This window comes from Microbacterium sp. MYb62, assembly GCF_002979475.1.
Taxonomy (GTDB): domain Bacteria; phylum Actinomycetota; class Actinomycetes; order Actinomycetales; family Microbacteriaceae; genus Microbacterium.
Window position 1 is genome coordinate 252,402 of record NZ_PCOY01000002.1, and the last position, 21,952, is coordinate 274,353.

Sequence of the window (21,952 nt, forward strand, 5' to 3'; positions counted from 1 at the left end):
CGTCGCCGCACCGCGTTCTCCGGCCGCGAGTGCACGGCTTGTTGTCGAGTGCACGGCTTGTCGACGCGACGGAGCCGTGCACTCGGCGAGACGCCGTGCACTCGACGACGACGACGACGACGGCACGCGGCGGTGAGGTGAAGAGAGCGTCAGGTCCAGACGCCGGTCGCGATCGCGGCTGTCTCCCCGGAGATCGCGTTGGCGGTGATGAGTCGGCGGGTGGCTTCGGCGAGCAGCGCCTTCATGTCACGGATCGCGGCGGACCACTCCCGGTGGGCACGCTCGTAGGCGTTCTGCGCGTCACCGGTCCACGTGTCCTTCAGCTGGGTCGCCGCGGCATCGAGGGTGTCGAGCTCGTGTTCGAAGCCGCGCACGGTGAGGGCGAGCCGTGCGACGGCGTTTGCGACGGCATCGTGGTCGACGGCGACTCTCATCGTTCCTCCGAGAGTTCGTGGGACAGGTCGAGTTCGCGGAGCACGTAGGGCTGGAGGTGCATCACGCTTCATCCTCAGCGGATTCAGGCACGCTCATGTCGATTTCGCGGAGAGTGTACGGCTGCGCGACCTTGTCTGTGAGGAAGTAGGTGTAGAAGATCACGGCCGCCTCGTCGGCGGTGAAGACCTCGTTCGGGTAGACCGTCGTGCTGTAGCGGCCGTCGTCCCAGTGGATCACTTCGGTCGGTTCGCCGGAGAGGTCGCCGTCTGGCCGACCAATCGTGTACTGGTGTGGGGTGCCGTCTGGATCGACGTAGCGGACCTCGATCGTGAGTGCTTCCGCGGTTCCTGCGCACTGCATGTATTCGTCGTTGAACGGGATGCTCTCCAGCAGATCCGCACCCTCCGGCGCGCGCCACAGGCTCCACGCCCAGAACGACGACCCGTTCATCCGGTTCAACGCAAAACGAATCTCCTCCGGATAAGGGCGGAGGTCGTCGAGAAGAGCACCCCGCGTGAAGCCGTTGATCTGGTCGATGTGTGTAGGTTTCGTCACGGTACTTCCTTCAATATCACTCGAACGATCTGAATCTTCTCGCCGTCGAGCATGGCAGTCGCTGGTCGCTCGACGCTCAGCGTGCTGTCAAAACCCCTCTGCGCAGCATTTTGAGTGCCCCCGCCGCTCTTGACCTCGATCGCTGTGTAGGTCCCGTCAGCATTCCGGTAGAGCCCGTCGAAGTAGCGGTGTTGATCGGTCGAAGCTCCTGGTTGCCGGAACCCCTCGATGATCGCACGCACCTTGTCGCGGATGACGTCGACTCCGAGCCTCTCCTCGACCTGGTCGAGACCGATCTTCTCGGCGTCGACCCAGGGCCGTTGGCCGTCGCCGTTGTACTGGCCGAGCACGTTGCGTCCACCGTGGGTGGGGTGCGGCGGCGGGCCCTCAGCAGCGTTGGTGGCGGATTCGTTTGCCCATCGACCGGCGGCGTGTCCCGCTGCGGCGAGGCCGGCGGCGGCTACTCCCGCGCCGGCCCAGGCCAGGCCACCGCCGGGCACTGCACCGACGCCGGTGACCGCGACGGCTCCCCCTCCTCCCATCATCGTTCCACCGCCGACCACGAGTGCGACGCCGCCGAGGAGCTCGAGGATGGTGTCGGGGTGCTCCCACAGCGTCTGCGCCGACACCGCGAGCATGTCGAGCGTCGCCCGGAAGGGCCGGACGACGGCGACGTCGAAAGCGATGGTCGTGATCGCGCGCTGCGCCGCACTCGCTGCTTCCGCATCGGTCAGCGGCATCCGTGCGGCGGCTGCCGCTTCGTCCAGCCGGGAGGCGCGGTCGCGGGCGAAGACCTCGAGTGTCATCCGCGCGTTGAACAGCACCTCTCGCGCTTCGTCGTGTGCGGGGCCGGACGGATCGATGAACGGCACGTCGATCTCGGGATATCGCAGGCCTTGTCCCGTACGCAGTTCGCGCATGGACGCGCGATGAGTGGCCAGCGCCGTCATGGCCTGCTGTTCGGCCTCGTTCCAGAGGGTGATCGCACGGTCTGCTTCGTCCTGCGCCCACTCCAGGGCATCTGCCCAGGTGAACAACGCATTCGCCCCGGCTCGAAGCCCTTCGCCGGCGTCTTTCCAATGCAGGAGTTGGCGCTGGAACCGTTCCAGGTAGGCGTCGTACGCGTCGCCCTTCCAGGTGCCGTCGTCATCCAGGCGGGACAGGTCATCGCGCACCTGGGTCGCCGCCGTGCTGTGCGCCTTCCATGCCTCTGCGGTCGCTCGCGCGTCTGACACCGACCCGGGGATGAGATCCGTCGCGGACTGCGACTGCCCGAGTTCCATCAGTCGTCCCAGATCATCGCGTCGACCTCGGCCTTCGCCGCGTCGGTGCCCTCTTCGAAGACGCGCGCGGTTGTCTCGAGCCGGTCCGCGAAGTCCTCAGCATCAGCGACCCGCGCCGTCAGCCCCGAGGACCACTTCGTGCCGAAGTCTGCTGCCGCAGCGACGATCCACTCATGCCCCGCATCGGCCGGCTCCGCGATCTCCGAAGAGCCGAGGCCGACGACAGCTCGGCGTGCCTTGGTCGACATGGCGCGCAGCACATCGGTGTCGATCTCGTAGTCCTGCGCCATCCTGCCCTCCGATGAATCGCTGCCATCTTCATCACAGCAGCCCCAAAAGGGGACTATATGTCCTCAAGTGAGGACTGACAACCCTTCAACAACGGACGGAACCTGCGGATGCGACGCGCTTGTCCGCCGAACAGTCGACAGACACGGCGCTCGCAAACGCCTAGCGTGCTTATGGCGCGGCGTCCCTTTCGTCGCGTGCGGGAGAGGAGGGCGTGGAATGCGCCTACGAGAACCTTCGGCCAAGGCGGGGATCGTCGTCGGAGCGCTGTTCATCCTGCCGATGATCGGGGTCGTCCTCGGGGCGATGGACGTCTTCGTCGGGTATGCCTGGTCGCTACTGGCGGTCATCGCTCTGGTGGTCTTCACTGCGAGAGCGTTCCGCGGTCCCGGCGAGAGTCTGGAGCCCCGGCCGTGGTGGCGGATGACGACGACGGCGCTCTCCAGTGCGGTCCTTTCCGCCCTCTTCGCGATTCAGGCCGTCACCGGCCTCTTTCGAGCGAGCAGCACGCCGTTCCCGCTCGCCGTCACCGTCGGTGCGCTGCTGGCGCTCGTGGTCGCCGGAGCGTACGCGTTCTCCGCGACCAGCCTCATCGGTGTCGAGAGGGCGCGAGAGGCCGTGACGCGATGACGAAGGCGGAGCGCCCGCGCACTCTGGGGTGGTGGTTCGTCCTCCTGAGCGCGCTGGGCGCGGTGTTGATCTGGTTCGTCTTCATCGGTCAGTATGCCGACGGCCGCGAGATCGAAGGCCAATGCTTCGGGAATGTGCCCCCAGGGGCTGTGGCGACAGAAGACTCCTCCGCCTACGAAGCCGACATCACGTTCCTGCCCCCGGGTCGACAGTGCACCTACGCCGCCACGGACGGCGGCACGATCACCACCCAGACCGGTGAGTCTCGGGTCCCGATCGCGTTCCTCGCCACCGGACTCGGGCTCCTCGCGCTCGTCTTGACCTGGGCGTTCCGACGGCGGACCACCGCGATGCAGCAGGTCCTCACCCACTCCGCGCTCCTCGTCCTCGGCCTGGGATGGGCCACGATCGCCATCTACGCCAACGGATAGCCGCGCGCTCCCGCGCCCGGCCGCGAGTGCACGGCTTCGTGTCGAGTGCACGGCGTATCAACGCAAGGAAGCCGTGCACTCGTCGAGATCCCGTGCACTCGACAGCGCAGGCCTCCAGGCAATTGACCAGCGGTGTCTCTTGACTTTTGGATCCAGTATCCATTCAATGGGAACAGCAGCAGATCAAGGGGGAGGAGGCGACATGCACATCGGGTACGCCGCGATGCTCGAGCAGGTCGAGCCGACCGCCGTGATCGAGAACTGCGTCCTCGCCGAGGCGCACGGGTTCCGCGGGATCATGGCCACCGATCACTTCCAGCCGTGGCTTCCGCGCCACCGCAACGCCGCGCACGTGTGGACCATGCTCGGCGCGATCGGCGCGCACACCACGGGCGACCTGGGCCCCGGGGTCACCACACCGGGCTTCCGCACACACCCCGCCGTCGTCGCTCAGGCCGCAGCGACCCTCGCGGCGCTGTACCCGGGGAGGGCCTGGCTCGGCGTCGGATCGGGGGAGGCGCTGAACGAGCACATCGTCGGTGACTATTGGCCCGAACCCGCGGAGCGCATCGACCGCATGTTCGAAGCCGTCGACCTGATCCGCAAGCTCTTCACCGCCTCCCTCGCCGGTCGCGACACCCGCCACCGCGGCGAGCACTTCCGGATGGAGTCGACCAGGCTCTGGACGATGCCGCCGACCGCCCCGCCGGTCTATGTCGCCACCGCGGGTCCTGCCACCGCCCGCCGCGCCGGCCGGAACGCCGACGGGCTGATCACGACCTCCGCCGAGGTGGAGCGCCTCGCCCCGCTGCTCGCCCGGTTCGGCGAGGGCGCCCGGGAGGCGGGACACGACCCCGAGCGGCTTCCGAAGGTGCTGCAGCTGCGCCTCTCGTGGGCGCCGACCGAGGAGCAGGCCCTCGCGAACGCGCTCACCGAATGGCCGATCGCCGGACTCCGGATGCGCCGGGGCGACGTGCGCTCGCCGTACGACTTCGAACAGCTCGTCCGCGGAGTGACGGCCGACGACATGCGGGCGTCGATGCTCATCTCCGCCGACCCTGACGAGCACCGGGCGCAGATCCAGCGGTACGTCGACCTCGGCTTCACGCGCATCTACCTGCACAACGTCGGACCCGACCAGCGCGAGTTCCTCGAGGTCTTCGGTCGCGACGTCCTCCCGAAGGTGCACGCATGAGCGCCCCCGCGATCAGTGTCTTCGCCCTCACCGGCATGGGCGAGGTACACCCCGGCGACGACCTGGTCGCCCTGATCCTCGCCACGGGCGTCGAGCTCGCCCACGGCGACATCCTCGTCGTGACCTCGAAGATCGTCTCCAAGGCCGAGGGGCGCTACGTGCAGGCTGCCGACCGCGAGGAGGCGATCACCGCCGAGACCGTGCGCCTCGTCGCCTCCCGCACCTACGACGGTCACACCATGCGCATCGTCGAGAATCGCCTCGGGATGGTCTCGGCGGCTGCCGGTGTCGACGCCAGCAACACCCCCGACGGCTGGGTGCTGCTGCTTCCCGAAGATCCGGACCGGTCGGCGCGTGCGCTCGCCGCAGGGCTGCGGGCCGCCACCGGGGCAGAGGTGGGCGTGATCCTCAGCGACACCCTCGGCCGCCCCTGGCGTGAAGGACAGACCGACGTCGCGATCGGCGGCGGAGGCGTGCACATGATCGCCGACCTCCGCGGCACGACCGACCAGGCGGGCAAGGTCCTGAGCGTCACGACCCCGTGCGTCGCCGACGAGCTCGCCGCGGCCGCAGACCTCGTCAAGGGCAAGGCGAGCGGCAACCCGGTAGCCGTGGTGCGCGGTCGCGCCGACCTCGTCGGACCCCTCACCCTGCCCGGAGCGTCGAGCATCGTGCGCGCCTCGGAGCGCGACCTCTTCTGGCTGGGCACCGCCGAAGCGCTCGACCAGGGATACCGCGATGGATACGCCGCCGCCCTGGCCGGTCTCCCCGCACACGAACAGCAGGAACACGAAAAGAAGGATGCGACATGACACTGACCCTCGGATACAAGGCCAGCGCAGAGCAGTTCGACCCGCGGGAGCTCGTCGAGATCTCGGTCGCCGCAGAGGCGCACGGCATGCAGTCCGTGTTCGCGAGCGACCACTTCCAGCCGTGGCGGCACACGGGCGGGCACGCCCCGTTCTCGCTGACGTGGATGGCGGCGGTCGGCGAGCGCACGTCGAACATCCGCATCGGCACCTCGGTGCTGACCCCCACCTTCCGCTACAACCCGGCCGTGCTCGCGCAGGCGTTCGCGAGCCTGGGCTGCCTGTACCAGGACCGCATCGTCCTGGGTGTCGGATCCGGTGAGGCGCTGAACGAGATCGCGACCGGATTCCGCGGCGCGGGCGAGCAGGAGTGGCCCGAGTTCAAGGAGCGCTATGCGCGGTTGCGCGAGTCTGTGCGCCTGATGCGGGCGCTGTGGTCAGGCGACCGGGTGAACTTCGACGGCGAGTACTACTCCACGCACGACGCCTCGATCTACGACCGCCCCGAGGCTGGCATCCCGATCTACATCGCCGCGGGTGGCCCGATGGTCGCCCGCTACGCCGGACGGGCGGGCGACGGCTTCATCTGCACCTCGGGCAAGGGCCAGGAGCTCTACGTCGACCAGCTGCTCCCCGCCGTGAAGGAGGGGCTCGAGCAGTCGGAGCGCTCGTTCGACAGCTACGACCGGATGATCGAGATCAAGCTGTCGTACGAGGAGACCCGCGAGGCGGCGCTGGAGAACACCCGGTTCTGGTCGCCGCTGTCGCTGTCGAAGGAGCAGAAGCACGACATCACCGATCCGGTCGAGATGGAGAAGGCCGCCGATGCGCTGCCGCTGGAGACCATCGCCAAGCGCTGGATCGTCGGGAACGACCCGGATGCGGTCGCCGCCGACATCCAGCAGTACATCGATTGGGGCTTCAACCACCTCGTCTTCCATGCGCCGGGTCACGACCAGCGTCGATTCCTGCAGCTGTTCGAGCGCGACATCGCGCCCCGGCTGCGCGGTTGAGGAGGCCGACGTGATCCGCGGTGCGGGTGCCGGGGTACCGCTGCCCGGCGCCCCCGTGCGCGAATGGGTCGTGGTGGTCCCGGTCAAGCGCGCCGAGATCGGCAAGTCGCGGTTGCGGATCCCCGGTGTCGATCGCGAACCCCTCGCTCGGGCGATCGCCCTCGACACGGTCGAGGCCGCCGCAGCGTGCGAGCGGGTGGCGGAGGTGATCGTCGTCACGAGCGACGAGGTCACGGCGACCGCTCTGCGTCTGCTGCCGAGGGTGCGCCTGGTGCGTGATCGCGGTGAGGGATTGACCACGGCGATCGGGCTCGGAGTGAGTGCGGCTCCCGACATGCGCCCCCGTGCCGTGCTGCTCGGTGACCTGCCGGCGCTGCGTCCGGACGAGCTGGCCAGGGCGCTCGCGTTCGCCTCGTCGCACCCACGGGCGTTCGTCCCCGATGCGGAAGGAACGGGCACGGTGCTCGCGACGGCTCGGGCGGGCTTCGACCTCACCCCGCGCTTCGGGTCCGATTCGGCCTCCGCGCATCGCGCAGCCGGATTCGCCGAGGTCGGATTCCCGGTGCTGAGCGGCCTGCGTCGCGACCTCGATCACGCCGAGCATCTCCGAGCCGCACGCCGCGCCGGTCTGGGGCCGCGCACCGCGGCACTCGTCGATCGCCCGCTGGTGCTCGCCTCATGACCGCTGCCGCACCGCGCATCGTCGTGCTGGCAGGCGGAGTGGGCGGATCGAAGTTCGTGGTCGGCGTGCGCGAGGCCGCGCGTCGGCGATGGCCGGATGCGGCCGGTGGCACCCGTGCCGAGATCACGGTGATCGCCAACACCGGCGACGACCTGTGGCTCAGCGGCCTGCGGCTGCAACCCGATGTCGACTCGATGATCTACGCACTCGCCGGCGTGAACGACACCGCACGCGGCTGGGGCAGGGCGGGCGAGAGCGAGCGGGTGGCCACGGAGCTGCACGCGTGGGGAGCCGGGTGGCCGTGGTTCACCTTGGGTGACCTCGACCTCGGTGCGCACATCGCCCGCACGGGCTGGCTCCGCGACGGCGCCTCGGTGACCGATGTCGTCGGACGCCTCGCCTCACGCTGGCCGCTCGGAGTCCGACTGCTGCCGATGACGGATGCCGAGGTCGACACGCATGTCATGACCGACCGGGGCCGGATGCACTTCCAGGAGTGGTGGACCAGGCACCGTGCGGCGCTGCCGGCGCACGGGTTCGAGTGGCCGGGCATCGCGCAGTCCGCGCCCGCGCCCGGTGTGAGTGAGGTGCTGGCCGCTGCCGACGTCGTCCTCTTCGCGCCGTCCAATCCGGTGGTCTCACTAGGCCCCATCCTCGCCGTGCCCGGAATCTCCGACGCGGTTCGCGCCGCCCCCGGAGTCGTGGTCGGAGTGTCGCCGATCATCGATGGCTCTCCGGTGCGCGGCATGGCCGACGCCTGTCTCGCAGCCGTCGGCCTCCCCGCCACGGCCGACGCGGTCGGTCGTCATTACGGCTCCCGGGCGAAGGGCGGCCTGCTCGACGCCTGGCTCATCGCCGAGGAGGATGCCTCCCTCGCTGCGGGGCTCGGGGCCGAGGGACTCCGTGCGCCGGTGCGCCCGCTGTGGATGCGTGACCTCGACAGTGCCGCAGCTCTCGCGACCGCTGCGCTCGACGCGCACCGAAGGTCATAGCCCGAAGTCGCGAAAGACTGGCCGAAAGTTCCCAGGTTTTCGGCGTAATGACTGGGCCCCCACCGCCGTCTCTCCACTGTGAGGGTTGTCCGGCCGAAAGGGGGTCGGACTCTGCGAGGGGTGAGGGAATCGTGAGTGGTCGAAGTCCAGTGGACCGGCTCTTCGAAGAGCTGGAGGTCGAGTGCGGCGCGAGTGTGCAGTGCATCACGGAGCGGGTATCCGCCCTGCTGATGCTGGACATCGAGGTCGAGGTGCTGACCGAGGAGGAATGGAACGCGGTCCCGCAGTTCGTGCTCGTCGAGGGTGATCGTGCGAGGATCCCGGTGCGCGGATCCGACCCGCGCTGGTATCGGCTGCACGTGGTGATCCACGAGCTCGCGCACCTGCTGTGCGGACATTCCCGATGCGAGGCGCTGCCCATGGCATTCGAGAGGCTTCGGAAGCCCGCGCAGGCCTGCGTTCTCGCGGGCGTGGGGGCGGGCGGGGGCTCCGCAGCCTCCGACGTGTGCCAGGAGCAGGCGGATCAGGAGGCCGAAGCCGAGGCGCTCGCCCACCGTCTCGGCGCTTATGTCCTCGTCCCGCAGCTCGCATCCGCCGACGCGGTCTGGAGCTGAACCCGTCCGGTCGCGGTAGCCTGCGTCCATGGCCACCCGTGACGATCTGAACAGAACCGCCGACCAGGCAGAGGATCTCCTGCTGGACGCGATGCGACAGAGCGATGTCGACACGCTCAGCGAGCTCCTCTCCCCGGACCTCGCCTTCACGGTGATCGACGGATCCGTCGTCGGTCGCGACGCCGATCTCGAGGCGCATCGCTCCGGGGCGACGCGTTTCGAATCCCTCACCGAACTCGAACGCTCGACGCAGGAGCAGGGCGGGCAGGCCAGAACGCGCTCGCGCGCAGACATCGTCGTCTTCGACCGCGGCAACCGGGTCGAAGCGGTTCTCGGCTACGAACGATCCTGGTCGATCGTCGATGGACGGTGGCAGGTGGTCTCCGGCAGCGTGAGCCTCGTCGACGGGTAGTGCGCTCGGCGGGGAATCCGCCCCTCAGCGCACGACGGCCTCCTCGGCGTCGAACACGATCAGCGGGCGATCGCTGCCCGGGCGCGAGAGCACCTCGGCATCGACGTGCCAGACGCGGGCGATGAGCTCGCGCGTCAGCACCTCCTGAGGAGGGCCCGCCGCCTGCACGTGGCCGTCTGCGATCACCACGATCCGGTCCGCGAACGCGGCGGCATGGTTGAGGTCATGCAGCGCCGCGAGCACCGTCATGCCGTCGCGGGCGAGCGAGCGCAGCAGTGCGAGCGCGTCGAGCTGCGCCCGGATGTCGAGGTGATTCGTCGGTTCGTCGCACAGCAGCAACGTCGGCCGCTGGGCCAGGGCTCTGGCGAGGTTCACCCGCTGGCGCTCGCCGCCCGACAGGGTCCCCGCATCGCGATCCGCGAACTCGAGCGCCCCCGCACGGATCAGTGCCGCGTCGGTGGCGGCGGCATCCGCCTCTTCGCCCTCGAACGACAGCCACCCCCGGTGCGGGAGCAGTCCGAGTCCCACGATGTCGCGCCCGGTCATGCCCTCGGCTGCCGACCATTCCTGCTCGACCAGGGCCACGTGTTGCGCGCGCTCGCGGCGGCGCATCGCCGTGAGCGATGCGCCGTCGAGTGCCAGGGTCTCGGTGCCGCCGCGGAGAGCGCCGGCGATCAGACGCAGCAGCGTGCTCTTGCCCGAGCCGTTGGGGCCGAGCAGCGCGGTGACGGAGCCTCCGGGAGCGGCGAGATGCATGTCGTCGAAGAGGAGTCGCCCGCCGTGCCCGAACCGGAGGCGGCGGGCGTCGAGGCCGGTGAGGAGCGACGCGTTCATGCACGGCCCTTCCGCATGCGCAGCATCAACACGGCGAACACCGGTCCGCCGATCAGGGCGGTGACGATGCCGACCGGCAGCTCGCGCGGCTCGAAGACGGTGCGGGCGATGGTGTCGGCCCAGACGAGGAACACGGCGCCTGCGAGGAACGACACCGGGAGCAGCGCGCGATGGCGGGCGCCGACGACCGCCCGCACGGCATGCGGCAGGATCAGCCCCACGAAGCCGATCGATCCGCTCACCGCCACGAGCGCACCCGTCAGCAGTGCCGTGCACACGAAGAGGAACACCCGCACCCGGGTGACCGGGATGCCCAGCGCCTCGGCCGCGGTGTCACCGAGCACGAGGCTGTCGAGCGGACGGGCCGCGGCCAGCAGGGGGATGGCGCAGACGGCCACGGCGACACCGGCCAACGCGGCATCCCCCCAATCGGCGCCGCCGAGCGAGCCGAGCAGCCAGCTGAGGATCTCGCGGTAGCTGTCGTTCGTCGCGCTCCAGAAGATCACGAGACTGGTCAGCGCGGCGAGCACGGCCGACACGGCGAGACCCGCGAGCACCACGGCGGTCGGACCCGCGGAGCCGGCGGCGCGGGCCAGGCCGAGTGTGAGGGCCAGCGCGAGCAGGGCGCCGGCGAACGCCGCGAACGGCAGGGCGACCGCGGCGCCCAGGACGATGACGAGCACCGCGCCGGTCGAGGCGCCGGACGACAGCCCGAGCAGGTACGGATCGGCGAGCGGGTTGCGGGTGAGGGCCTGCATCACGGCGCCGCACAGGGCCAGGCCGCCCCCGACCGCGGCGGCCGTGAGCACACGGGGCACGCGCCCGTCCCAGATGATCGCGTCGCGGATGGGCGAGAGCCCGCTGGCAGCCCCGGTCAGGTGCGACCACACGCTCGCCACGAGTTCGGCCGGGGTGATGTCGGCCGGCCCGATCGCAACCCCAGCGACCACCGTGCCCCCCAGCGCGAGCAGCAGGACCGCGATCGCCGAGACGGTGCGCCGCCGCCGCGGCCGAGGGGGAGACGCCGCCGCGACCGGGATCGCCGTCCGCAGCGGGATCGTGACGCTCACCGCTCTCCGAGCTGCGCCACGATCGACTCCACGGCGTCGACGTTGCGGATGCCGGCCTCGGTCGCCGGGAAGTCGACGGTCACGTATCGCTCGTTCCGCACCGCGTCGAGCTGTGCGGTGACCGGGTTGGCGGTGAGCAGCGCGATCTTGGAGGCGGCCGTGTTCCACGCGGCATCCACCAGCACGATCACATCGGGGTCGGCCTCGGCGATCAGCTCCCACGATGTCGAGGTCCAGGTGTCCTCGACATCGGCGAAGACGTTGTCGAGCCCGGCCGCCGCCATGATCATCTGCGGAGCTCCGATACCCGCGCCCACGAAGGGCTGGTCCGTTCCGGACGAGTACCAGAGCGCCGTGAGGCCGCGGTCGTCGGGGGTGATCGCGTCGAGCTCCGCGCGCTGCTCGGCGATCAGCGCGCTCGCCGCATCCGTCTCGCCCAGCAGCTCGCCGGCCTCCGCGAAGCCGTCGAAGACGGTGTCGAACGTGAGCGGGTCGGGCATGTATCCCGCGGCCTTGCAGGCCGCGGGGGCGACGTAGGTGGTGATGCCGAGCTGCTGCAGGTCGGCGCGTTCGCCGGCACCGTCCACCGAGAAGTTCGACTCCCATCCGGCGAACACCAGGTCGGGTTCGAGGTCGAGCACGGCCTCCTTCGACGGCACCTTGTCGGAGATGACCTCGATGCCCTCGGCATCCGTGGCGAGGTCGTCGGGGAGGGGGCCGTCGGAGAACGCCGAGCCGATGATCCGGTCGCCCGCGCCGAGAGCGAGGGCGAGTTCGAGCGTCGACGACTTGATCGTGACGATGCGCTGCGGCGCGGCGTCGAGCGAGACCTCGGTGCCGCAGTTGTCGAGCACGACCGGCTCGGTCCGGGGTGCCTCGGTGGCGGGCGCTTCGGCCGATGTCGCGGGAGTGCCGGCGCATCCGCCGAGTCCGGCGGCGAGGAAGAGGGCGAGGACGGGGGCGGCGCCGAGGGCGCGGGCGGTGGCAGGCATGGTTCTCCGGGAGACGAGGAAGGGGAAGGGCGCAAGAGAGAGCACGTTCGCAGTCCAGGTCGGGACCACCGACGCCGGCCAATCGGGCCGACGTGATGCGGTCATGGTAGCGCGGATACTGGATCCAAATCAATACTGGATTCTGGATCCAAAATGGGTGAAGATGGAAACGCCCCACCGCAGCGGCGCACATCGCCGATCGCGACGCCGCGTTCAGCCGAGAGGAACCCATGCAGACCACACCCGTCTCGTACTTCAGCGAGGGTCAGCGCATCTCCGCCGTGTGGCGCACCCCCGACCACGAGGGACCGTATCGCGCGATCGTGCAGGGACCGGGTTGGCTCGGGCTGAAGGACGCCAAGCTCTACGTCCGTTACCACGAGGCGCTCGTCGAAGCCGGCTTCGCCGTGCTCGTGATCGACTACCGCGGCTTCGGCGACTCCGAGGGTGACCGCGGCTACCTCTCCCCGGCCTGGCAGTTGCAGGATCTGGTGAACGCCGTGACCTACCTCACCACCCGCGATGATGTGATCGCCGACGCGATCGGCGTCTTCGGCACCGGCGGCACCGGGGGCGGCAACGCCGTGCTCCTCGCCGACGCCGACCCGCGCATCAAGGCCGCGGTTAGCCAGGTGCCGGTCGCCGACGGCGAGGACTGGCTGCACCGCATGCGCAGCGAGTACGAGTGGCTCGACTTCCAGAAGTCCCTCGAGGAGGACCGTCGCCAGCGCGTCGCCACGGGGGAGGGGCGGATCGTGCATCCCCGCGAGGAGATCATGATCCCCACGGCCGAGCGTCGGGCCACGAAGATCAAGGCCGACGTCGACGACCGCATCCCCACCGCCGTTCCGCTCGCGTGCGCCGAGGGCATCATCGCGTACCGGCCCATCGAGGCCGCCGCCCGCCTGACCACACCGCTGCTCGTGATCGGCGTCGAGGGCGATGCGACCACCCCGACCGACCACGCCGAGGCGCTGTACGAGGCCGCACGCGGTCCGAAGCAGCTCATCATGCAACGGCACACCACCCACTACGCCGCGTACGACGCGTACTGGGAGCAGACCACCCCGGTGATCGTCGGCTGGTTCGACCGGTACGTGCGCCCGGCGCATCTCATCCACCGGTCTTCGCCGTCACCCGCGATCGGCGAGTCCATCACCACAGAATCCGTTCAGGCGGAGTCCGTCAGCACAGAGGAGGTCGCGCGATGAGCGTGGATCTGAAGATCACCGGCGGCACCGTCGTCACCCCCGCAGGACCGGTCGTCGCCGACCTGCTCGTCGCCGACGGCAAGGTCGCCGGCATCGTGGCCGCGGGAACCGAGATCGCGGCCGCGCGCACGATCGACGCCGCGGGCAAGCTCGTGCTCCCCGGCATGGTCGACGTGCACGTGCACACTCGCGAGCCCGGCTACGAGCACAAGGACGACATCTACACGACGAGCCTGCAGGCCGCGGCCGGTGGCGTCACGACGATGTTCGGGATGCCGAACCTCAAACCGCCGACGACCGACGTCGCGACGTTGACCGACGTGTTCCACCGGTACGAGGAATCGTCGATCGTCGACTGGAACCACAACCCCGCGCCGACCAAGTTCGACGAGATCGCCGGCATGAGCGAAATGGGCATCCGGGCCTACAAGATCTACATGGTCGTCGACACCGGACGCGACTACCCGCACCCCTCCGGCACCGGCATCCACAACCACGGGCACCTGCTCGAGATCATGGATCACATCGCCCAGACCGGCAAGCGCTTCATCGTGCACCCGCACGACCAGGCTCTCATGGACTACATCGAGGGCGCCTACCTCGCCCGCGGAGAGAACACCCCGGAGGGCTACGCCTCCGCCTACGCCGCCCGCGAGGGTGTGATCTGGGACACGGCGATCGACGTCGTGCTGCGTCTCGCAGAGGCGTCCGGATGCCCCGTGCACATCGCGCACATCCAGACCCGGCGCTCGATCGAGGCCGTGCGCCGCGCCAAGCAGAACGGCATCGACGTGACCTGCGAGGTCAACCACTGGGCGCCGTTCCTGTCGACCTGGCACGACGTCGAGACCCTCGGTCCGTACGCGCTCAGCTACTGGGTGCCCGACGACAACCGTGCGGCCGTCTGGGAAGGCATGCGCGACGGCACGATCGACATCGCCGCCAGCGACCACGCCCCGCACACGCGCGAGGAGAAGGAGGTCGGCTGGACGCAGATGTGGAGCTCGCACACCGGCACCCCCGGCATCCAGTACTACTACGAGCTCATGCTCGACGCCGTGAACAAGGGCGAGCTCGACCTGCAGCGCGCGATCGACATGGTCGCCCACATCCCCGCCGCCAAGTTCGGGCTGGAGGGCGTGAAGGGGTCGCTCACGATCGGTGCGGATGCCGACATCGTCATCGCCGACCTCGCCGAGGAATGGACCATCACGAACGACGGCGTGCTGTCGAAGATCGGCTGGACCCCGTACGACGGGCGCACCATCAGCGCCCGCATCCAGCGCACCCTCGTGCGCGGTGTCGACGTCTACGTCGGCGACGAGGTCGTCGGCGATCGCACATTCGGGAAGCTCGCCGCATCGGCGGAAGACAGGGCGGCGTTCGCCGCAGAAGGGAACTGACATGAAATTCGGACTGCTGCTGCCGCACTTCGGCGAGGAGGCGAGCAAGGAGAAGCTCCTGGAGGGGTCGAAGCTCGCCGAGAGCTTCGGATTCGACTCCGTCTGGGTGCGCGATCACCTGGTGTTCGAACCGCACGGCGAGATGGAGAAGCCGAACCGCACGTTCTATGACGCGCTGACGACCCTCACCGCCATCGGTGCCGTCACCGACAAGATCGAGCTCGGCACCGGATCGCTCATCCCGTTCCGCCACCCGCTGGTCACGGCGCTGATGGCCGGCACGATGACGCAGCTGCTCGGCCCGCGCCTGATCCTCGGCTTCGGCGCCGGAACCTTCGACCACGAGTTCGACGCGATCGGCTGGGGCGACCTCGACCGGGTGGAGATGGTGCGCTCGAACGCCGAGATCCTGCGCCGTGTGTTCACCGAGAACGACGTCACCTACGACGACGGCATCTTCAAATTCGAGAACGTCACGATCGAGCCCAAGCCCGTGGGCGGGCGCATCCCGTTCTGGTACTGCGGCGCGACCCCGCGTTCGGCCCGTCTCGCGGCGGAGTTCGCCGACGGATGGATGCCGGGACGCACGGGTCTGCTCACGATGGAGAAGCGCATCAAGACCATGCGCGAGATGACCGACGAGAACGGCCGGCCGATGCCGACCATCGCCGTCATCCCGCCCACTTCGATCGAGGACACGCGCGAAGAGGCGCTGAAGCACGTGAACATCCCGGGTCTTCTCGCCTGGGCGAACAAGGCGAAGTTCGCGGTGAAGCCGCCGTCCGGCAGCTTCGAGACCGTCGAAGACCTCGAGGGTCAGCTCATCGTGGGCAGCCCCGACGAGGCCGTCGAGCAGATCAAGCGGTTCGAGGAGGTCGGCACCGAGCACCTGGTGTTCGACTTCCGCTTCAAGTTCGATCGGTTCTTCGAGCAGATCGAACTCCTCGGCACCGAGGTGCTTCCGAAGCTGCGATAAGCCGCTGCGGGTGCGGTGGATCCAGACGGATTCCGCCGCACCCGTGCGCGTCCGCGTGACGCGCATCCTTCCGCTGGTGCCGCTTTCGATGATCGGAGCTTGCCCGTGAACGTACGAAACGAAGAACTCGATCTCCACGAGAGCGCGATCGCCTCTCATCATTGGACGCTCAGTATCGGATCGGAGCGTCGTCCGGGGAGAGGGAACGCGCTGCCGACCCTGAATCCGTCGACGAGCAGGCTGCTCGCCGAGGTCGCGAGCGCCAGCGCCGATGATGTCGACGACGCGGTCAGCGCGGCGGTCCTCGCGGCGCAGCAGTGGGGTGAGAGGTCGCCGCTCGACCGGGCGCGCCTCGTGCGGGATCTCGCCGACGTGCTGGAATCGCACGCCGAGGAGCTCGCGTGGCTCGACACCCTGGATGCCGGGCTGCCTCTGTGGATGATGCGTGTCGACGTCGCCACGGGTCTCCAGCGGATGCGGATGTTCAGTGACTTCGCGCTCGGACTGACCGGCCAGACGATCCCGGCCTCCGCCGGTGGAGTCCACCTCACGTTCCCCCGACCCTTCGGCGTCGTCGCGAGGATCATCCCCTTCAATCACCCGTTCATGTTCGCCGCTTCCAAGCTCGCAGCCCCCTTGATGGCAGGAAATGCCGTCATCCTCAAACCGTCGGAGCAGACGCCGCTCTCCGCGCTCCGCCTGGGCGAACTCGCCCAGGGCGTACTGCCGGACGGCGTCCTGTCGGTGCTCCACGGGGGGCCGCCGGTCGGCGAGCGGATGGTCCGCAACGAGGCGGTCCGGCGGATCGCGTTCACGGGGAGTCACATCGTCGGCAGGGAGATCCAGCGGATCGGTGCCGAGAGCGGAGTCAAGCACATCTCGCTCGAGCTCGGCGGCAAGAACGCGATGATCGTCTTCGACGATGCCGACATGGAGGCGGCCGTCGCCGGCGCGGTGAAGGGTATGAACTTCGCGTTCGTCGGGCAGTCGTGCGGCTCGACATCCCGGATCCTCCTCCATCGGTCCGTGGCGGAGAGGTTCACGGAGCTCTTCGTGAAGGCGGTGGACGACCTGCGGGTCGGAGCTCCGTGGGAGTCGGACGTCCAGGTCGGGCCGATGGTCGACGCCGCAGCGCGGCAACGCGTCGAGGGCTTCATCGAGCGGGCATCGGCGGCGGGAGCCGTCCGGCTCACCGCGGACCGTCAGCTGCCCGACGATGGAGGCTTCGTCGCGCCGACGGTCTTTCGCGGTGTCGATCCGCGTTCCGAATTGGGACAGGAGGAGGTCTTCGGGCCGGTCGTCAGCCTCTTCACGTTCACGGAGGAGTCGGAGGCGATCGCGCTCGCCAACGATGTGCGCTACGGCCTGACGGCCAGTGTGTGGACCAACGATCTCTCGAGGTCGTTCCGCATGGCGCGTGCGTTGGAGGCCGGGTACATCTGGATCAACGACACCTCGACGCACTTTCCGGGTGTTCCCTTCGGGGGGACGAAGCTCTCCGGAGCAGGGCGCGAGGAGTCGATCGATGAGCTGCTCAGCTACACGGAGACGACAGCGGTGAACGTGGTGATGGCGCGATGAGCATCGAACCGGAGTACGGATCGGACGTGATGGTCGATCTGCTGGTGCAGATGGGCGTCGAGATCATCCCGTTCGCACCGGGAGCCACATTCCGCGGGATCCATGATTCGCTGCTCCACCGTGACGATGCGCCGGAGATCATCGAGTGCCTGCACGAGGAGATCTCGGTGGCAGTCGCCCACGGGTACGCCAAGGCGAGGGGGACGATGGCGGTCGCCGCCCTCCACGATGTGGTCGGGCTTCAGCATGCGACGATGGCCATCTACAACGCCTGGTGTGATCGAGTCCCGCTCCTCCTCCTCGGCGGGACCGGGCCCGTGGACGCCGCTCGGAGGCGGCCCTGGATCGACTGGATACACACGGCCAACGTGCAGGGCAACCAGGTGCGCGACTACACGAAATGGGACGATCAACCGGCGTCGCTCGAAGCGGTGCCTGAGTCGTTCGTCCGCGGCAGGCAACTCGCGACCAGTGCGCCGCCAGGGCCGGTCTATCTCTGTCTCGACTCGGAGATCCAGGAGCAGCGTGTGCCGGGTGGATTCCGGTCCGTCGACGTCAGCGCCTATCCTGCGGCCCGCCCGCTCTCGCCCGACCCCGACACGGTGGAGGAGATCGCGACGGCGCTGGTGAATGCGCGGCAACCGCTGATCGCCGTCGAGGGAGTCGATCGCAGGCAGCGCGGGCTCGAACTGCTCGTCGAGCTCGCTGAACTGCTGGGAGCTGCGGTCATGGAGGTGCAGCGCGACTACAACCGCACAGCGCTGTGCATGCCGACCGCGCACGGTCACAACGCGACGGGGATGGGTCTGGCGCTGGCTCCGGATGTGGTCCTTGCCCTGGACGTGCGCGATCTGCACGTGGTTCCCGGGGTCGAGGGTGCTGACGTGTACCAGGTCAGCACTGCGGGTCTCGCCGCCAAAGCATGGGCAGCGGATCTCCAGCGCGTGCAGACGGCACGTGCCCTGGTCGCCGCCGAGGTCACGCCTGTGCTCGAGCAGTTGCTCCCTCGCATCCGGAAGCTGCTCGCCGTGGATGCTGCCGCACAAGCTGTCGCGCGTGAACGCGGCTCAGCGCTCGTCGCGCAGACGGCGTCGGTGCGCGCCCGCTGGGAGGCCGAGGCCCGCGCGGACGGCGATGGCGACGTGATCACTCCTGCGTTCCTCGCCCAGGCGATCGACGACGAGACGCGCGGGATCGACCGGGTGCTGGCCAATGGCAGCCTGCACAACTGGGTGCATCGGCTGTGGAGCATCGACCGGGTCGACGACTATCTCGGCAGTTCCGGGGGCGCCGGCCTCGGCTACGGGCTGGGCGCATCGATCGGTGCGGGGCTCGCCCATCGTGAGACGGGTCGGCTGGTCATCGACATCCAATCCGACGGCGACGCGATGATGACGCCAGGGGCGCTGTGGACGGCTGCCAAACATCGGGTGCCGTTGCTGATCGTGCTGGAGAACAACCGGAAGTGGGGGAACTCCTTCGTTCATGCCGGACTCATCGCGCGTAGTCGCACCCGCTCCGAGACGCGTATGGGTGTCGGAACCGTGATCGACGACCCCGCCATCGACTTCGTCGCGCTGGCGTCGTCGATGGGCATCACCGACAGCTGGCGCGTGGACCGGCCCGGAGATCTGCACGCTGCGCTGCGCCGTGGCATCCGCGTCGTGCGGGAAGAGCGCCGCCCCGTCGTCATCGACGTCCGCACGACTTAGGTGCACGGAGGGGGATTCACTCCGAAAGGCTATTTTGGATCCGGAATCCAACTCTTCCTTTTCCTCCAGAAGTACTCTACTGTCAAAATGGATACGGGATCCAAAAGTTCCGCCTTTCGGAGCAGCAAGTACTCGAGATCAGTTCCACCGGGGCATCAGTGACGATGCATCCGGACCATCGGGCTCCGAGGCGTGACGTCGAGAGAAGGCAGCTGCCAGATGACGAAGATACTCACGTTGAAGAACGTCTCCAAGACGTTCACGGTCAAGAAGAGCCGCGCGTATTCGACGACGCACGCCCTGGAGGACGTCTCGTTCGACGTCGAGGATGGCGAGTTCATCGCGATCATCGGGGCGAGCGGGTGCGGGAAATCGACGATCCTCCGGATGATCGACGGACTCGACTTCCCGACGCGCGGAGAGATCCGTCTTCGCGGGGAGATCGTCACGGGGCCAGGACCTGACCGGGGAGTCGTCTTCCAGCAGCCGAGCCTGCTCCCGTGGCGCACGGTGCAGCGCAACATCGAGTTCGGACTCGAGTGCAACGGGATGGCTGCTGCGGAGCGACAGGATCGGGTCGCCCAGTACGTGGAGCTCGTCGGGCTCGGCGGCTTCGAAGGGCACTATCCGGCTCAGCTCTCCGGCGGGATGCAGCAGCGTGTGGGCCTGGCCCGTGCGTATGCGGTAGACCCCGGGATCCTCCTGCTCGACGAGCCGTTCGGGGCGTTGGACGCCCAGACCAGGGTCGTTCTGCAGACGGAACTCGAGCGGGTGTGGCGCGCCGAGCGGAAGACCACCGTCCTCATCACGCATGACATGGAGGAGGCTGTCTACCTCGCCGATCGGGTGATCGTGATGGGCAACCGCCCCGGCCGTGTGACGGACATCATCGATGTCCCTTTCGGTCGGCCGCGCGGCGAGGAGCTGCGGGCGTCGGCCGAGTTCGGTGAGCTCAAGCAGCAGCTCTGGCGTGCCCTGCAGCGAGGCATGGGGGTGGGCGTCGCATGAGAGCACGTCAGCCCTCCGCTGTCCCCGCCGTGGACACGCACACCGTCGCCACGCTCGACGCCAGGTCCGCCGTCGCGTCCCCACGCAGAGGAGGGGGTGATCCCTTCGCCCCTGCCGCGCCCCCGTTGCGGAAACGGGCGTGGTTCCAGCGACTGACCGTGTGGGGCGGCATGCTGGTGATCTGGCAGCTGTTCGCGATGAGCGTCGGGCCGTACTTCTTCCCGTCGGTTCCCGAGGTCGCCTCGGGTTTCGTGCAGATGGTTCAGGACGGGATACCTCTCGTCGTGCTCGGCAGCTTCACGCAGATGCTTGCCGGGTTCGCGGCGGCGGTCCTCGTCGGAGTCCCGCTGGGTCTGCTGATGGGGCAGTTCAAGATGGTCGACTTCGTCGTCGGACCGTTCGTGAATGCGCTCTTCGTCACGTCTCTCGCGGCCCTCCTGCCATTCCTGATCCTGATCTTCGGGACGGAGTTCATGTTCCGTGCCGCGGTCGTCTTCCTGTTCGCCGTCTTCTACCTGATCATCACGCCCGCCGCCGGCGTGCGCGCCATCGATCGAGGGCTCAGCGAGATGGCGACGTCTTTCGGCGCCCGCCACTCGAAGCGCTTCTCCGCGATCACGCTGCCCGGCACCCTTCCCTACATCATCACCGGAATGAGGCTCGGCCTCGGCCAGGCGGTGCAGGGCATGATCGTCGCTGAGCTCTGGGTCTCCGTGGCCACCGGGAGGATCCTCCAGACGATGGGGCTCGCGCGCAACCTGGGCGAGTTCTTCGCCGTCGCCGCCACCGTCGTCGTCGTGGGGGCACTCCTCACCGGACTGCTGATGTGGGTGCAGAAGCGGTTGACGCCCTGGGCCGGCGATGTGGAGCAGGCCGTGGCAGGTGCCCGATGAGCGCGCGGCCTTCGACCACGGAGTCCATCGTCACGCAGAACGACGGCGGAGCACGAGCGCCGATCCCGCGCTGGCAGGTGTGGGGATGGGTGTTGCGGATCGGGTTGCTGTTCGCCGTCATCTCCCTCTGGCAGTGGTACGGCAGCAGCGGAGACTCCTTCGCGATCGCCCCGTTCACCGATGTCATGGCCGCCCTGTGGGACGGATTGGTATCCGGTGACTTCCTCGTCGCTGCAGGCGGGACGATCCTGACGATGGCCCTGGGTTACGCGATCGCCGTGGTGGTGGGCGTGCCCCTCGGACTCTGGATCGGCATCTCCCCTTTCGCCAGGAACGTCCTCGAGCCTCTCGTACACGCCGGCTATGCGACGCCGGTCTCGCTGATGATCCCCATCATCGGGATCTACACCGGCCTGGATCTTCAGGGCCGCGTGATACTCACCGCCCTCTGGTGTGTGTTCGAGATCCTGGTCAGCACGGTATCGGGAGTGCGCAGCGCCCCGGTGAACCTCATCGAGATGGGGCGATCCTTCGGGGCGCGGAAGATGAGCATGTACTCGAAGATCATCCTGCCGGCGGCAGCTCCGCTGATCATCGTCGGCCTGCGTATCGGCGTCGGACGTGCGATGCGCGGAGCGGTCACCGCCGAGCTTCTCCTCGCCGTGGCCAACCTCGGCGAGGTGATCCTGTTCGCCGGGTCGGTCTTCGACATTCCGCGGCTGCTCGCCGGGATCATCTTCGTGATGGCGCTCGGCCTCATCATGATGCGACTCGCCGGCATCTTCGAGCGGCAGGCCACCCGGCACCTTCGCGTGTGAGTGCAGGCGGATCAGCGGAACACCACGAGAGGAGGGCCAGCGGCGGCGTCACCCGAGGCCGTCGGAACACGCACACGAGAGTTCTGCAGAGATCGACATCCCCTCGAAGAATCGA

24 protein-coding genes are annotated in these 21,952 nt (G+C 68.6%); 17 read left to right on the forward strand and 7 right to left on the reverse strand.

What is annotated here, in order from left to right:
* Window positions 1-149 precede the first annotated feature (149 nt).
* The 4 genes from CQ042_RS03650 to CQ042_RS03665 all read right to left on the reverse strand — a co-directional run bounded on the left by CQ042_RS03650 (window position 150) and on the right by CQ042_RS03665 (window position 2,563).
* Window positions 150-434 (reverse strand): WXG100 family type VII secretion target, encoded by a 285-nt coding sequence (locus tag CQ042_RS03650; protein WP_181157425.1) that lies wholly within the window; start codon window positions 432-434, stop codon window positions 150-152.
* A gap of 61 nt (window positions 435-495) precedes the next feature.
* Complete coding sequence (locus CQ042_RS03655) at window positions 496-990, reverse strand: hypothetical protein (protein ID WP_105668857.1); 495 nt, start codon at window positions 988-990, stop codon at window positions 496-498.
* Complete coding sequence (locus CQ042_RS20370; protein ID WP_105668858.1) at window positions 987-2,273, reverse strand: putative T7SS-secreted protein; 1,287 nt, start codon at window positions 2,271-2,273, stop codon at window positions 987-989. Before CQ042_RS20370 ends, CQ042_RS03655 begins: the two co-directional genes overlap by 4 nt.
* Complete coding sequence (locus tag CQ042_RS03665) at window positions 2,273-2,563, reverse strand: hypothetical protein (protein WP_105668859.1); 291 nt, start codon at window positions 2,561-2,563, stop codon at window positions 2,273-2,275. Before CQ042_RS03665 ends, CQ042_RS20370 begins: the two co-directional genes overlap by 1 nt.
* Window positions 2,564-2,780: 217 nt before the next feature.
* On the opposite strand from CQ042_RS03665, the gene CQ042_RS03670 reads away from it, so the two are divergent.
* From CQ042_RS03670 to CQ042_RS03710, 9 genes are all read left to right on the forward strand, one after another.
* On the forward strand, window positions 2,781-3,191 hold the full coding sequence (locus CQ042_RS03670) for a hypothetical protein (RefSeq protein ID WP_105668860.1): 411 nt from the start codon (window positions 2,781-2,783) through the stop codon (window positions 3,189-3,191).
* Window positions 3,188-3,622 carry a hypothetical protein gene (locus CQ042_RS03675; protein ID WP_105668861.1) on the forward strand — a complete coding sequence of 145 codons (435 nt, stop codon included), beginning with the start codon at window positions 3,188-3,190 and terminating at the stop codon, window positions 3,620-3,622. Before CQ042_RS03670 ends, CQ042_RS03675 begins: the two co-directional genes overlap by 4 nt.
* A gap of 202 nt (window positions 3,623-3,824) precedes the next feature.
* Window positions 3,825-4,817, forward strand: a complete 993-nt coding sequence (locus tag CQ042_RS03680; RefSeq protein ID WP_105668862.1) for a TIGR03557 family F420-dependent LLM class oxidoreductase — start codon at window positions 3,825-3,827, stop codon at window positions 4,815-4,817.
* A complete protein-coding gene (gene cofE / locus CQ042_RS03685; protein ID WP_105668863.1) occupies window positions 4,814-5,629 on the forward strand; it encodes a coenzyme F420-0:L-glutamate ligase in 816 nt (271 codons plus the stop codon). Before CQ042_RS03680 ends, cofE begins: the two co-directional genes overlap by 4 nt.
* On the forward strand, window positions 5,626-6,639 hold the full coding sequence (gene fgd / locus CQ042_RS03690; RefSeq protein WP_105668864.1) for a glucose-6-phosphate dehydrogenase (coenzyme-F420): 1,014 nt from the start codon (window positions 5,626-5,628) through the stop codon (window positions 6,637-6,639). Before cofE ends, fgd begins: the two co-directional genes overlap by 4 nt.
* A gap of 10 nt (window positions 6,640-6,649) precedes the next feature.
* Window positions 6,650-7,321: a 2-phospho-L-lactate guanylyltransferase gene (gene cofC / locus CQ042_RS03695; protein WP_258132011.1), complete on the forward strand. Its 672-nt coding sequence runs from the start codon at window positions 6,650-6,652 to the stop codon at window positions 7,319-7,321.
* Window positions 7,318-8,313: a 2-phospho-L-lactate transferase gene (gene cofD, locus CQ042_RS03700; protein WP_105668866.1), complete on the forward strand. Its 996-nt coding sequence runs from the start codon at window positions 7,318-7,320 to the stop codon at window positions 8,311-8,313. Before cofC ends, cofD begins: the two co-directional genes overlap by 4 nt.
* Before the next feature lie 149 nt (window positions 8,314-8,462).
* Complete coding sequence (locus tag CQ042_RS03705) at window positions 8,463-8,927, forward strand: hypothetical protein (RefSeq protein ID WP_105668867.1); 465 nt, start codon at window positions 8,463-8,465, stop codon at window positions 8,925-8,927.
* A 28-nt stretch (window positions 8,928-8,955) separates the two neighbouring features.
* Complete coding sequence (locus CQ042_RS03710; RefSeq protein ID WP_105668868.1) at window positions 8,956-9,339, forward strand: nuclear transport factor 2 family protein; 384 nt, start codon at window positions 8,956-8,958, stop codon at window positions 9,337-9,339.
* Window positions 9,340-9,363: 24 nt separating this feature from the next.
* Here CQ042_RS03710 and CQ042_RS03715 read toward each other — a convergent pair whose 3' ends face one another.
* From CQ042_RS03715 to CQ042_RS03725, 3 genes are read right to left on the reverse strand one after another with little or no spacing between them, the layout of a single operon-like run.
* The gene (locus CQ042_RS03715; protein ID WP_105668869.1) at window positions 9,364-10,173 is read right to left on the reverse strand and encodes an ABC transporter ATP-binding protein; all 810 of its coding nucleotides are present in this window, start codon (window positions 10,171-10,173) and stop codon (window positions 9,364-9,366) included.
* On the reverse strand, window positions 10,170-11,243 hold the full coding sequence (locus CQ042_RS03720; protein ID WP_219844802.1) for a putative F420-0 ABC transporter permease subunit: 1,074 nt from the start codon (window positions 11,241-11,243) through the stop codon (window positions 10,170-10,172). Before CQ042_RS03720 ends, CQ042_RS03715 begins: the two co-directional genes overlap by 4 nt.
* The gene (locus tag CQ042_RS03725; RefSeq protein ID WP_105668870.1) at window positions 11,240-12,235 is read right to left on the reverse strand and encodes a putative F420-0 ABC transporter substrate-binding protein; all 996 of its coding nucleotides are present in this window, start codon (window positions 12,233-12,235) and stop codon (window positions 11,240-11,242) included. The genes CQ042_RS03720 and CQ042_RS03725 overlap by 4 nt, the downstream gene beginning before the upstream one ends.
* 230 nt (window positions 12,236-12,465) lie before the next feature.
* Between CQ042_RS03725 and CQ042_RS03730 the strand changes: the two genes are divergently transcribed.
* The 8 genes from CQ042_RS03730 to CQ042_RS03765 all read left to right on the forward strand — a co-directional run bounded on the left by CQ042_RS03730 (window position 12,466) and on the right by CQ042_RS03765 (window position 21,837).
* Window positions 12,466-13,446, forward strand: a complete 981-nt coding sequence (locus tag CQ042_RS03730; protein ID WP_105668871.1) for an alpha/beta hydrolase — start codon at window positions 12,466-12,468, stop codon at window positions 13,444-13,446.
* Window positions 13,443-14,849, forward strand: coding sequence for a dihydroorotase family protein (locus CQ042_RS03735; RefSeq protein ID WP_105668872.1), 1,407 nt, complete (start codon window positions 13,443-13,445; stop codon window positions 14,847-14,849). The genes CQ042_RS03730 and CQ042_RS03735 overlap by 4 nt, the downstream gene beginning before the upstream one ends.
* Before the next feature lies 1 nt (window position 14,850).
* Window positions 14,851-15,825 carry an LLM class flavin-dependent oxidoreductase gene (locus CQ042_RS03740; protein ID WP_105668873.1) on the forward strand — a complete coding sequence of 325 codons (975 nt, stop codon included), beginning with the start codon at window positions 14,851-14,853 and terminating at the stop codon, window positions 15,823-15,825.
* Between the two features lie 105 nt (window positions 15,826-15,930).
* Window positions 15,931-17,406, forward strand: coding sequence for an aldehyde dehydrogenase family protein (locus CQ042_RS03745; RefSeq protein WP_181157426.1), 1,476 nt, complete (start codon window positions 15,931-15,933; stop codon window positions 17,404-17,406).
* Complete coding sequence (locus tag CQ042_RS03750) at window positions 17,403-19,118, forward strand: thiamine pyrophosphate-binding protein (RefSeq protein ID WP_105668875.1); 1,716 nt, start codon at window positions 17,403-17,405, stop codon at window positions 19,116-19,118. Before CQ042_RS03745 ends, CQ042_RS03750 begins: the two co-directional genes overlap by 4 nt.
* A gap of 219 nt (window positions 19,119-19,337) precedes the next feature.
* Window positions 19,338-20,126 (forward strand): ABC transporter ATP-binding protein, encoded by a 789-nt coding sequence (locus CQ042_RS03755; protein ID WP_105668876.1) that lies wholly within the window; start codon window positions 19,338-19,340, stop codon window positions 20,124-20,126.
* Window positions 20,123-21,019 (forward strand): ABC transporter permease, encoded by an 897-nt coding sequence (locus CQ042_RS03760; RefSeq protein WP_105668877.1) that lies wholly within the window; start codon window positions 20,123-20,125, stop codon window positions 21,017-21,019. Before CQ042_RS03755 ends, CQ042_RS03760 begins: the two co-directional genes overlap by 4 nt.
* On the forward strand, window positions 21,016-21,837 hold the full coding sequence (locus tag CQ042_RS03765; protein WP_105668878.1) for an ABC transporter permease: 822 nt from the start codon (window positions 21,016-21,018) through the stop codon (window positions 21,835-21,837). Before CQ042_RS03760 ends, CQ042_RS03765 begins: the two co-directional genes overlap by 4 nt.
* Window positions 21,838-21,952: the final 115 nt, after the last annotated feature.